General features: G+C 65.9%; 15 protein-coding genes and 1 tRNA gene. 12 read left to right on the top strand and 4 right to left on the bottom strand.

Annotated features, from left to right (window positions below):
- The first annotated feature begins 247 nt into the window (after positions 1-247).
- Genes ABZY89_RS14735 through ABZY89_RS14720 form a run of 4 tightly spaced genes read left to right on the top strand, consistent with a single transcriptional unit; the run spans position 248 to position 4,005 of the window.
- Positions 248-1,324, top strand: a complete 1,077-nt coding sequence (locus ABZY89_RS14735) for a sulfate ABC transporter substrate-binding protein (RefSeq protein WP_355228262.1) — start codon at positions 248-250, stop codon at positions 1,322-1,324.
- A gap of 7 nt (positions 1,325-1,331) precedes the next feature.
- The gene (gene cysT, locus ABZY89_RS14730; RefSeq protein WP_355228260.1) at positions 1,332-2,171 is read left to right on the top strand and encodes a sulfate ABC transporter permease subunit CysT; all 840 of its coding nucleotides are present in this window, start codon (positions 1,332-1,334) and stop codon (positions 2,169-2,171) included.
- Positions 2,164-3,006, top strand: coding sequence for a sulfate ABC transporter permease subunit (locus ABZY89_RS14725; RefSeq protein ID WP_355228258.1), 843 nt, complete (start codon positions 2,164-2,166; stop codon positions 3,004-3,006). Before cysT ends, ABZY89_RS14725 begins: the two co-directional genes overlap by 8 nt.
- Positions 3,007-3,033: 27 nt before the next feature.
- On the top strand, positions 3,034-4,005 hold the full coding sequence (locus ABZY89_RS14720) for a sulfate ABC transporter ATP-binding protein (RefSeq protein WP_355228256.1): 972 nt from the start codon (positions 3,034-3,036) through the stop codon (positions 4,003-4,005).
- A gap of 103 nt (positions 4,006-4,108) precedes the next feature.
- On the opposite strand, the gene ABZY89_RS14715 is transcribed toward ABZY89_RS14720, so the two are convergent.
- Genes ABZY89_RS14715 through ABZY89_RS14705 form a run of 3 tightly spaced genes read right to left on the bottom strand, consistent with a single transcriptional unit; the run spans position 4,109 to position 5,597 of the window.
- Positions 4,109-4,567 carry an Rrf2 family transcriptional regulator gene (locus ABZY89_RS14715; RefSeq protein WP_091044275.1) on the bottom strand — a complete coding sequence of 153 codons (459 nt, stop codon included), beginning with the start codon at positions 4,565-4,567 and terminating at the stop codon, positions 4,109-4,111.
- Positions 4,568-4,606: 39 nt separating this feature from the next.
- On the bottom strand, positions 4,607-5,101 hold the full coding sequence (locus ABZY89_RS14710) for an SRPBCC domain-containing protein (protein WP_355228254.1): 495 nt from the start codon (positions 5,099-5,101) through the stop codon (positions 4,607-4,609).
- A 4-nt stretch (positions 5,102-5,105) separates the two neighbouring features.
- Positions 5,106-5,597, bottom strand: a complete 492-nt coding sequence (locus ABZY89_RS14705) for a YajQ family cyclic di-GMP-binding protein (RefSeq protein WP_355228252.1) — start codon at positions 5,595-5,597, stop codon at positions 5,106-5,108.
- A 136-nt stretch (positions 5,598-5,733) separates the two neighbouring features.
- On the opposite strand from ABZY89_RS14705, the gene ABZY89_RS14700 reads away from it, so the two are divergent.
- The 8 genes from ABZY89_RS14700 (at position 5,734) to ABZY89_RS14665 (ending at position 10,300) form a co-directional block, all read left to right on the top strand.
- Positions 5,734-5,815, top strand: a tRNA-Tyr gene (locus tag ABZY89_RS14700).
- A gap of 231 nt (positions 5,816-6,046) precedes the next feature.
- The gene (locus ABZY89_RS14695; protein ID WP_355228250.1) at positions 6,047-6,796 is read left to right on the top strand and encodes a hypothetical protein; all 750 of its coding nucleotides are present in this window, start codon (positions 6,047-6,049) and stop codon (positions 6,794-6,796) included.
- 49 nt (positions 6,797-6,845) lie between these two features.
- Positions 6,846-7,157: an SAV_915 family protein gene (locus tag ABZY89_RS14690; RefSeq protein WP_355228248.1), complete on the top strand. Its 312-nt coding sequence runs from the start codon at positions 6,846-6,848 to the stop codon at positions 7,155-7,157.
- Entirely contained in the window at positions 7,154-7,444 is a 291-nt protein-coding gene (locus tag ABZY89_RS14685) for a hypothetical protein (protein ID WP_355228246.1), read from the top strand. Before ABZY89_RS14690 ends, ABZY89_RS14685 begins: the two co-directional genes overlap by 4 nt.
- Positions 7,441-8,721 (top strand): WXG100 family type VII secretion target, encoded by a 1,281-nt coding sequence (locus ABZY89_RS14680; protein WP_355228244.1) that lies wholly within the window; start codon positions 7,441-7,443, stop codon positions 8,719-8,721. Before ABZY89_RS14685 ends, ABZY89_RS14680 begins: the two co-directional genes overlap by 4 nt.
- 59 nt (positions 8,722-8,780) lie before the next feature.
- On the top strand, positions 8,781-9,467 hold the full coding sequence (locus tag ABZY89_RS14675) for a hypothetical protein (protein WP_355228242.1): 687 nt from the start codon (positions 8,781-8,783) through the stop codon (positions 9,465-9,467).
- 41 nt (positions 9,468-9,508) lie between these two features.
- Entirely contained in the window at positions 9,509-9,838 is a 330-nt protein-coding gene (locus ABZY89_RS14670; protein WP_355228240.1) for a nucleoside triphosphate pyrophosphohydrolase family protein, read from the top strand.
- A gap of 51 nt (positions 9,839-9,889) precedes the next feature.
- On the top strand, positions 9,890-10,300 hold the full coding sequence (locus ABZY89_RS14665; protein WP_355228238.1) for a TIGR03618 family F420-dependent PPOX class oxidoreductase: 411 nt from the start codon (positions 9,890-9,892) through the stop codon (positions 10,298-10,300).
- A 6-nt stretch (positions 10,301-10,306) separates the two neighbouring features.
- Here ABZY89_RS14665 and ABZY89_RS14660 read toward each other — a convergent pair whose 3' ends face one another.
- The gene (locus tag ABZY89_RS14660; protein WP_355228236.1) at positions 10,307-11,185 is read right to left on the bottom strand and encodes a helix-turn-helix domain-containing protein; all 879 of its coding nucleotides are present in this window, start codon (positions 11,183-11,185) and stop codon (positions 10,307-10,309) included.
- Between the last annotated feature and the right edge of the window lie 27 nt (positions 11,186-11,212).

The following is an 11,212-nucleotide window of genomic DNA, read 5'->3' as shown; positions in this document are numbered from 1 at the left end:
GAAGAACAGCTCGCTTCGGTTGGTGGTGACGCTCACCAAGCCGGGCTACACCACCGCTACCTACGTAGTGCTGGTCGAGGACCCGCTCCACTGTCTCGACCGACCTGAGTGACGTCTCGGCGAATGGGTGCCGTCCAAGGAGCGGACCGATCGTGTGTTTTCACATCCACTCGACTAATTCAAGTATTCTCCTCGACATTCGTAACCCGATCGACCTTGACTCGGCAGGGCAGAAGTGAGGAACCAGATGAAGAAGATCAAGGTTGCAGTGGCGTTGGCCGCTGCGAGCATCCTGACCTTGACCGCGTGCGGCGGCTCCGGTGGCGGCAGCGACGCGGAGTCGATCTCCATCGTCGGCTTCGCCGTCCCCGAGACGGCCAACAAGGCGATCGCCAAGGAGTTCAACAAGACCCCCGATGGCGAGGGCGTCACCTTCCAGACCTCCTACGGCGCCTCGGGCGACCAGAGCCGTGCGGTCGAGTCCGGCCTGAAGGCCGACTACGTCCACCTGTCCGTCGGCACCGACGTACAGCGCCTGGAGAAGGCCGGCCTCGTCGACGCGTCATGGGACGACGGCGACAACAAGGGCATCGTGTCGAGCTCGGTCGTCGTACTCGGTGTCCGTGAGGGCAACCCGAAGAACATCCAGGGCTGGGAGGACCTCGTCAAGCCCGGTGTCGGCGTGGTCACGGCCAACCCCGCCTCGTCCGGCGCCGCCCGCTGGAACGCGCTGGCCGCATGGGGCTCCGTGGTGAAGAACGGTGGCACCGAGGAGGAGGGCAAGGCGTACCTCGACAAGCTCTTCAAGAACGTCGTCACCCTGACCAACTCCGGCCGCGACGCCACCACCGCCTTCCTCGGCGGCACCGGCGACGTGCTGCTCGCCTACGAGAACGAGGCGATCCTCGCGGCCCAGCAGGGTGAGGGCTTCGAGTACATCATCCCGGACTCCACCGTCCTGATCGAGAACCCCGGCGCCATCCTCAAGGACTCCTCCAAGCCGTCTCAGGCCTGGCTCGACTTCGTCCTCGACCCGCAGGGCGGCCAGAAGCAGTTCGCGCTGACCGGCTTCCGCCCCGTCAACACCGCCGAGCCCGGCGTCGTCGACTGGGACGCGATCGGCCTCAAGCCGGAGGACATCAAGGGCGCCAAGGACCCGGCCGACCCGTTCCCGGCGCCGAAGCAGCTGCTCACCCTGGAGAACGACTTCGGCGGCCGCGACTGGTCGGGCGTCAAGGAGAAGCTCTTCGGCACCGGTGAGGACGGCGAGGAGCTCGGCATCGTGACCGACTCCATCGCCAAGTCCGGCAAGGCCTCGCAGTAGTCCGGTCATGACGACAACCATCCCTACTGCCCGGCCGGCTGCCCGTCGCAGCCGGCCGGGCAACACTCTGACAAGGACCAGCGGCATCGGGCTCGGTATCACGATGCTCTGGTTCAGCCTGCTCGTCCTCATCCCGCTGGTGGCGGTGATCATCACCGCCTCCAGCGGCGGCTGGTCCGCCTTCGCGAATCAGCTCACCAACGAGCAGACCGCGTCGGCGATCCTGCTGACGATCCGTGCGGCCATCGTGGTCACCCTGATAAACGTCGTCATCGGCACCGTCATCGCCTGGGTCCTGGTACGCGACAAGTTCTGGGGCAAGGGCCTGCTCGAGGTCATCATCGACATCCCGTTCGCACTGCCGACGATCGTCGCGGGCCTCGTGCTGCTCTCCCTCTACGGCGCCGAGTCACCCCTCGGCCTGCACTGGGCGAACACGTCGACGTCGGTCTACCTCGCCCTCGCCTTCGTGACGCTGCCGTTCGTCGTACGCATGGTGCAGCCCGTCCTCGAGGAGCTCGACTCCGACGTGGAGGAGGCGGCTGCCTCTCTGGGGGCATCCCGGTTCACCACGTTCTGGCGGATCATCCTGCCGTCGCTGGCCCCGGCCATCGCGGCGGGCGCGGCGCTCTCCTTCGCGCGCGGGATGGGGGAGTACGGCTCCCTGGTCCTGCTCTCGGGCAACCTGCCGTTCAAGTCCGAGGTCGCCTCGGTGCGGATCCTGTCCGCGATCGAGAACGACAACCCGGAAGGCGCGGCGGCGATCGCGGCGATGCTCCTGGGCGTCTCTCTCCTCGTCATCGTCGTCCTCGACCTGGTCCAGAGGAGGATGGTCCGCCGTGGCTGAGACCCGTCGTGCTCCCCGCACCCCGCTGACGTACGTCCTCCGCGTCATCGTCATCGCCTACCTCGGGCTCCTGGTGGCCTGGCCGGTGGTCCTGGTCGCCTGGAACGCCTTCTACGTGCCCGACGTCGGGTTCACGACCGAGGCGTTCACCGCGATCTTCAACGACCCGCAGATGATGCACGCCATCCAGCTGACCTGCGTGGCCGCAGTGGTCGCGACGCTGATCAACCTGCTCTTCGGCGTCTCGATCTCGCTGCTGCTGGTGCGTACGGAATTTCCTGGCAAGCGCCTCCTGAGCGCGATGATCGACCTGCCGCTGTCGGTCTCGCCGATCGTCGTGGGCCTAGCGCTCGTGCTGGTCTACGGCGGCCGCGACGGCTGGTTCGGGCCGACGCTCGAGTCGGCCGGGATCCAGATCATCTTCTCGACGCCCGGCATCATCATGGCGACCGCGTTCGTCTCGCTTCCGCTGGTGATCCGCGAGGTCATCCCGGTGCTGGAGGAGATCGGCACCGAGCAGGAGCAGGCCGCTGCGTCGCTCGGCGCGAGCGGCTGGCAGACGTTCTGGCGGATCACGCTCCCGGGCATCAAGTGGGCCGTCATCTACGGCGTCGTGCTCACCCTGGCCCGCTCGCTCGGCGAGTTCGGCGCGGTCAAGGTCGTCTCCGGCAACGTGCTCGGCCAGACCCGCACCGCCACCCTCGCGGTCGAGGAGAAGTACCTCAACTTCGACCAGCAGGGCGCGTACGCCGTCGCCTTCCTCCTCGCCAGCGTCTCGGTCATCTGCATCCTCATCGTCTTCGTGCTGCGCGCCCGCGGTGCGCGCGTGCGGTGAAAGACTCTGACAAGAAAAGGGCATCCCATGAGCATCGAAGTAAGTGGTGTCAACAAGCGTTACGGCGACTTCGTGGCGCTGGAGGACATCAACCTGACCATCCCGACCGGGCAGCTGACCGCCCTGCTCGGGCCCTCCGGCGGCGGCAAGACCACGCTGCTGCGGGTCATCGCCGGGCTGGAGACACCCGACACCGGCACGATCAGCATCGAGGGCGTCGAGGCGACCTCGCTGCCGGTCCAGAAGCGCAACGTCGGCTTCGTCTTCCAGCACTACGCCGCGTTCAAGCACCTCTCGGTGGCCAAGAACGTCGCCTTTGGTCTGGAGATCCGCAAGCGCCCCAAGGCGGAGGTCGCGAAGAAGGTCGAGGAGCTGCTGGAGCTCGTCCACCTCTCGCAGTTCGCCAACCGGCTGCCCTCGCAGCTCTCCGGCGGCCAGCGGCAGCGGATGGCGCTGGCGCGGGCCCTGGCGATCGAACCGTCCGTGCTGCTGCTCGACGAGCCCTTCGGCGCCCTGGACGCGAAGGTACGCAAGGAGCTGCGCGACTGGCTGCGACGCCTCCACGACGAGGTGCACGTGACCACCGTCTTCGTGACCCACGACCAGGAGGAGGCCCTCGAGGTCGCCGACGAGATCGTCGTCGTCAACCAGGGTGGCATCGAGCAGATCGGCACCCCCGAGCAGCTCTACGACGAGCCCGCCAACGACTTCGTGATGTCCTTCCTCGGTGACGTGACCACGCTGGGCGGTTCCTTGATCCGGCCCCACGACGTCGAGGTCACCCCGTCGCCGATCTCCGAGCACTCGCTCGAGGGCACCGTCTCGCGCGTCCTGCGGATCGGGTTCGAGGTGCGCCTCACGGTCCTCACCGACGACGGTGAGGTCGTGACCGCCGAGCTGACACGTACGCATGCCCGCGCTCTGCAGCTCGAGGAGGGCGTCAACGTCTTCGTCACCCCGTCGCCCGGGGCTTACACGATGCCGGCGCCTGCGGCGTAGCGGCGGGACGGGATACCCGGTTAACCGGTGAAACTGGCACTTCTCAGGTGTTGCAATGCCAGAGAAGTGCAGGAATACCCGGTTAACCGGGTATCCCAACGGCTCAGTGAGGCAGCCAGGCCTCGTCGCGCGCGGTGCGAGTGGTGACCTCGTCGGGCAGCTCACGAGAAGCGAGCTCGGCGATCGAGACCTTCTCGAAGACCTCGCGGAGCGAGTCGCGGGCGGCGATCCACACGTGCTGGAGGACATCGGCGCGCTCGTTGTACGTGACGCCCTCGGGACGCAGCCCGTAGACCGAGACCAGCGGACCGTCGACGGCGCGGATCACGTCGGCGACGGAGACGTCCGACGCCTTGCGGGCGAGGCGCCAACCGCCTGACTGGCCGCGCTGTGAGATGACGACGCCGGCCTTGCGGAGGTCGGCGAGGATCGCCTGCAGGAACCCGTGAGGAATCTCCTGGGCGCGGCCGAGCTCCTCGGCGCTGACAGCTTTTCCGTCCTCGCGCGCGGCCATCTCGATGAGGGCGCGGAGGGCGTAGTCGGACTTGGCAGATACTCGCACGCCCACATTCTTGCAGATGAATGCAGAATTTCGCTCAATCTAGTGGTCAAGTCCACTTTCATTCACGAGCGTCTCGCATCGCACCTTGAGAGCCGCGGCGTGCCGCCGGAACCCGTCCGCTACCCGCTCGGGTCCGGCCAGCCCGACCAGCGGACCGGAGAACTCCTCGACCGTCTCGTAGTGCGTCGGTCCGCCGGGTCGCTGGGTCAGCCGCTGGTGACGTACGCCCCGCACCAGGCCGAGCCGCGCCGGCCACCCCTCATAGACATAGGCCAGGTACGCAGCCCCGACCCCGTCCGCGCCGAACACCGGCGGCTCGAGCGCCGAGATCCGCTCCGGAGAGCGCGAGCGGCCGCCGTTCGCCCAGGTCACATGCAGCACGATCGAGTTGCCCACCGCCGCCGGCTGCGCGGTCTCGGCCCAGACGACGAACGGGTTCCACGTGGCGTACGACTCGGTCTCGACCATCACCCGCCACACCACATCGATCGGAGCGTCGATCTCGACCGAGGCTCGCGGGTGCTCGTAGGCCACGAGCTCAGCGGTAGTTGATGAACTGCACCGCGAAGTCGTAGTCCTGGCCCTTGACCAGCGAGATCACGGTCTGCAGGTCGTCGCGCTTCTTGGAGGAGACGCGGAGCTCGTCACCCTGGATCTGCGCCTTGACGCCCTTGGGTCCCTCGTCGCGGATCAGCTTGGAGATCTTCTTCGCGTCCTCGGAGGAGATGCCCTCCTTGAGGGTGATCGAGATCTTCGACAGCTGCCCCGACTGGCGCGGCTCGCTCGCGTCGAGGATCTTCAGCGACTGCTTGCGCTTGATCAGCTTGTCCTGGAAGACCGAGAGCACCGCGCTGGCGCGGTCGTCGGCCGAGGCCGAGATCTCGATCCCCTGCTCGCCGCTCCACTCGATGGTCGCGTTGGTGCCCTTGAAGTCGAACCGCGTCGAGACCTCCCGCGCGGTCTGGCTCAGCGCGTTGTCGACCTCCTGGCGGTCGATCTTGCTCACGATGTCGAACGACGAGTCCGCCATGACTCTCTCCTCTAGATTCTGACCAAGTCTGTGGTGTCTCACCCTAGAACCTCGTCCCGTTTTCGTACGCCGCCAGCCCCTGCGCTATTGTTTATTGCTGTCGCGATCTCCTTAACCGGGGCGCGCGTACAACCCAGGCAGATTGCCCGAGCGGCCAATGGGAGCGGACTGTAAATCCGTCGGCTTTGCCTTCGAAGGTTCGAATCCTTCATCTGCCACGCCTGGGAGAACACCCCGGTGACCAGCGGAAACGTTGGCCACCGGGGTGTTTCGCTTGTCTGGCTGTGTGTCCGGGGATCTACGGCTGTCCGTACCCCATTTCTATCCTGCGAGAGGTGGCAGAGGTCGACGTACGTAGCGCCAAGGCCCTGCATCAGATTCGAGCTCCCGCTGGTTGGTCCGGGTTGCTGGAAGTTCCTTCGCGGGCGGGATCTCTTAGACTGTGCCGGGTGCCGATGGTTCCTGTGACGTCACCGGATGTGGTCCCATTCCGAGGTCGGGACAAGTGGGGTGAGATCGCGGGCAACGCGATTCTCGCGGCTTTGGGTGTAGCGCTTGCCTGGGTCGGGTTCACTCAGGTGCCGGGGCAGGTCACGCCCATCCGTGTGGCCTCGTGGTTCACCGTCTTCGCAGTTGGTGTCACGATCGTCCTGGTCATCGCATTGGTGTTCACGAGACAGCTGCCAACACTCCGTGAGCGCAACGTCGGTGGAGCTCAGGTGCTGGAGGTCCATGCATGGCGTGGGGACTGGTGGCACGCGATGTCGTTGGACGCGGCTCTCGCGGCAGCAGGACTGCTCGTGGTGTCGCTCGGCTTTCAGGCCGGTGGCCAGTGGGTGCTACCGGCACTGTGTGTCGGACTCGTCGCGTTCTGGTACCTCGGGCGGGTGCTCATGGCAGCGCTCGGGAGGCGCCGGAACGAAGGGCTCGTGTTGCTGGATGAGTCCATCGTCCACAACACCTCGTCGGGTTGGTCCCAATCCGCTCGAAGCGAGGTTCGGAGTGTGCGTGCGCGCGGGAACTCAGTCCTCCTGACGTTGCGGTCGCCCGCCAATGTGAACGAGTGCCCAGTTCTGTGGCGCGGAAGCACGCGGATACCGGCGGACAAGATGGTCATCAAGTGCTCGATGATGGGACACACCGCCAATGACCTTGCGCAGTGGCTTCAAGACGAGCTGCAGTTGACCGGCAATCGCTAGCTAGTGTGTTCACTGCGAATGTCGACGCTTCTATCGGGAGGAACCGTCCATGGCTGATGGTGAGCCGCTCACCGAAGGCACAGAAGAGCGCCGGGTATTTCCACCGGTGGTGTACGTGCCGACCACGAACGAGGACGACCCCGCCGTTCGCAGGGTCGTGATGCACAAGGTGGAGGACGGACGTACGGCTCTGTATGTCTACTCCGCGATGGACCGACTGCAACGGTTCTACCTTCCGGATGCTTCGTGGGTGGTGTGCGACGTCGCCGCCTTGCAGAAGGTTCATGATCAGACGCCGTACGATCTGCTGTTCTTGGATGTCGACCCAGGTCTTCAAGACGAGGGTGGAGGCGCGTTATGAGCGTCGACGTCGAGCTCGGAGTCCTCACATCGATCGCCACTGACCTGAACAGTGGCGCGGAAGGGCTCGAGGGACTGGCGGGTGGCGTGCCCAGCGGGGTCGACGCCGGCCCGATGACCGCTGTGATCGCCGGCATGCTGAGCCAGATCGTGGATAGCGCCGGCAATGTCTCGACCTCGATGTCCGGAACCGCCGATGCGGTCGAAGTGTGTCGCCGCTACTACCAGCGCGCGGATGCCGACGCTGAGGCTGGCCTCAACGACATCAAGAAGGCAATGGGCAAGTGAGCGTCGACACAGAGATCGAGGGTAAGCCCGCGCAGGTGGAGAGCGCCGCGGACTGGGTGCGCGACAAGCTCGCCAAGAAGCTGGATGACGCGGTGGACAAGCTCAACGACTCCCGCCGGAACGCCGACGGGTCGTGGAACTCAGATGCCGGCGATGAGTTCGTCGACATGATGTCCCGCGCGCGCGACAAGACCGAGAAGCTCCATGACGCCGCCAAGTCGATGGCGGACGACCTCGACGACTTCGCCGAGAAGCTGCGGCGCTGCCAGAACCAGATGGAGGACGTACGAGCCGACGCCCGGGCTGCCAAGCTCGTCGTGTCTGGGTTCAAGGTCGAGGATCCCGGTGCGCCGCCTGCGACTCCCCCCGCGTCGTTCTCTGGAACACCTGAGCAAGTGGCGCAGTACGAGAAGGACGTCGAGGTCTACAACGACCATATGGGCAAGGTCGTCGCGTATGGCAACGCCAAGTCGGAAGCCGAGCGCATCGACCGACAGTACGCCGCCGCATGCGAGTCGTTGCAGAAGAAGTACTCGGTCAATCAGCATGCCGCCTGGATCCTTAATGGCACCGAGATCCTCGGTGCTGCTGCTGCCGGGGCGATTGGCGTAGACATCGCGACGAAGCAATCGAAGCTTCACACGCGCGCCCAGGAGCTTGTCGACGAGGTGAAGCGGGCGATCGACGACCTGCAGGCGCATCCCGAGCGGTACACGAAACGCAAGTGGCTCTTCTTCGAGACTCTCGACGAGACGAAACTCCGGGCGGATCAGTTGGCCCTTGAAGGCAAGCTCAGCCAAGCCGAGAAGCTCTTGGACGACGCGGCCAAATTGGAGGATGGGAAGGTCCCGAAGTTCCTCGGCCGTGCCGGAAAGGTTCTCGGACCTCTCGGGATCGGACTCGGTATCTACAACGACTACAAGGAGGGCGAGACGGGGACCCAGATTGCCGTCTCGCAGGGCGTTTCCGCGGGGGCAGGAATCGTCGCGGGTGGGCTCGCCAGCGCCGGCGCGTCTATGGCGACCGGAGCGGCTATGGGCGCGGCGTTTGGGTCCGTGGTGCCGGGTCTAGGAACAGCTGTTGGAGCCGTCGTCGGCACGGCAGTCGGAGCTGGAGTCGCGATCTTCGCGGACGGTGCGATCGACTCGCTGTTTGAGAACGGGCCGGATGTCGGTAAGGCGCTCGATGAAGGAATGAAGTCGCTCAAGGACACGGGCGACGCCATCGGCGACGCTGCCTCCTCCGTCAAGGACACTGTTGGGGGATGGTTCGACTGAGAACGCAACAAACGCCGGGCCCTGTCGTCAGCGCCCTCGGCCTCCTCCTAGGTTTGGGGGTGACCGGCATTGGCGTTGGCTCGGTGGTTCGGTACCACGACGATCCGTTCAGCACGGTCTGGTCCTCACTCATGCTTGTGCTCGGCCTGATCGTCCTGATCTCGTACGTAGCTCTTCTACTGGCGAAACGCGCGCGACCATCGCCAAGCCCTGCCCGTGACGTCACGTTCGAGGACGAGCGCGCACGCTTCTTTCCTCGGAGCGCCAATCCGGGCACCGTAGCGAGCAACTTCATTTTCTTGCTGCTTGGCGGCTGGTTCCTGGCGTTGGGACTCGTCGGTGCCATCGACGGAAACTGGATCTGGCCGGTGCTGGTGGCGTTTCCCGCGGCGTACTTCCTTGGCTTTCCTGCCGTTCGGGCGGTGGGTCGCTTTCGTAGCGGCGGGGTGTGGGTGACGGAGACGCGGATCGTTGACGAGCATCTTGGTCTGCGTCGGGAGATCGCACTGGCCAACGTGAAGACGGCGTTCGATGTGTTCGATGCCGTTCGGGTCGAGCCGAAGGAGCCGTCCTCGATTCGCTACAAGCGGCTGACGCCGAGGCTGTGGTGCGCGCGGCTGGTGCCCGGGGAGATGCTCATTCAGGCGAATGGGCTCGCGGGCGGACCGGAAGGATTCGCTGCAGAGGTTCGGGAGCGTGCGGTGGCGGCTCAGAGCCAGCCCAAGCGGCGTCGGTGGGGCCGCTGAGTTCCCCGGAGGCGAGGCATGAGGCGCGATAGGTTCTGGTGATGGATATGAACGCCTACCAGCAGGCAGCGCTGCGCACTGCGGAGTCGAAGGGCACGCCCAACGAGGTGTTCCATCTGCTGCTGGGGCTGGTCGGCGAGACGGGTGAGATCGCCGAGAAGGCGAAGAAGATCATTCGGGACCACGACAGCGACTTCGCCCAATGGGACCTCGATGATCTCGCCAAGGAGCTCGGCGACACACTGTGGTACCTGGCGGTCCTCGCTGACCACTTCGGGCTTCCGCTCGCGGACGTCGCCGAGCTCAACATCAAGAAGCTCGCCGATCGTCAGCAGCGCGACGCCATCGGTGGCAGTGGCGACAACCGCTGACCCACCGAGAGAGCCGTGGCAGCCACGGCCCTGGTTCACGAAGGAGCACCCATGACTGTCGACGCACCGTCCCCCGCGGAGAATGACGAGTTCTGGCGAGAGCGTCGGGTCTGCTTCCTGACGACGAGCCGCCCGGACGGCAGCCCGCACCTCGTCCCGGTGGGGGTGACGTTCGATCCCGAGGCCGGCATCGCGCGCGTGATCAGCAGCGCGGGCAGCAAGAAGGTCCGAAACGTACGCGCGGCCGGGGCCGGTGCGCCGGCGGCGGTCAGCCAGGTGGACGGGCGTCGTTGGTGCACGCTGGAGGGCACGGCGGTGGTCAAGGACGATGCGGAGTCGGTGGCCGAGGCCGAGCGGCGGTACGCCGAGCGCTACCGGCAGCCCCGGCCCAACCCGGAGCGCGTGGTCATCGAGATCACCGTGACCCGGGTGCTGGGCAACGTACGTCCATCGGGTTGGTGAGCGCTCCTACGGGGAGCGGAGTGTAAATCCGTCGGCTCTGCCGGGGTTCGCATCCCACGAGGTCAGGATGCGGAGGCGATCGTCCGACGGGCTGCCGGCGGGGGCGGTGAGCACCATCAGGCGCTGCCCCGAACCGTCGGGGCTCTGCCAGGTGTCGCAGTCCAGGGTCAGATCGCCGACCACGGGGTGGTGGTACTGCTTGGTTCCGAAGCTGGCGGAGTTCACGTGCCGTTCGGCCCACCAGGTGCGGAAGTCGGCGTCCCTCACGGAGAGCTCGCCGACGAGCACGGCCAGTTCGGGATCGTCGGGGTCCTTGGCAGCCTCCATCCGGAGGGCGGCCACGGCGTCGCGGGCGTCGTGTTCCCACGTGGCATGCAGGCCGCGCACGATCGGGTGGGTGAACATCAGGCGGATGTAGTTGCGCTCTGGTTCGGGAATCGCCGAGAAGTCGGTGAACAGGGCCGCGGCGGCTTGGTTCCAGTCGAGGACGTGAAGCCTTCTTCCGAGGACCAGCGCGGGCGTATCGACCAGCTGATCGAGGAGGCGGCGTGCGGCGGGCCGGATCTTCTGCACGGTCCGTCGTCTTCTGGGGAGCGCGTCGACCTTGCCCGCGATCTCGTACATATATGCCTGCTGGTCCTCGTCCAGCCGAAGTGCGCGAGCCAGCGTCTCCAGGACCGATGCGGACGCCTTCACCCGCCCCTGCTCGAGCCGGGTGTAGTAGTCCACGCTGATCACGGCGAGGGAGGCGACCTCTTCCCGGCGGAGGCCACGTACCTTTCGGTGATTTCCCAGGTCAGGTAGGCCCACCTGACCTGGGGTCAGGCGTGCTCGACAGGCTTTGAGGAACGCTCCGAGCTCGTTGGGCGCCGCTGGATTGCTCATGGGTCAATTGTGGCCGCGGCGTACGAA

It is taken from the genome of Nocardioides sp. NPDC006303 (genome assembly GCF_040613175.1).
GTDB lineage: Bacteria > Actinomycetota > Actinomycetes > Propionibacteriales > Nocardioidaceae > Nocardioides.
This window is presented reverse-complemented; position numbering and strand designations above follow the sequence as displayed.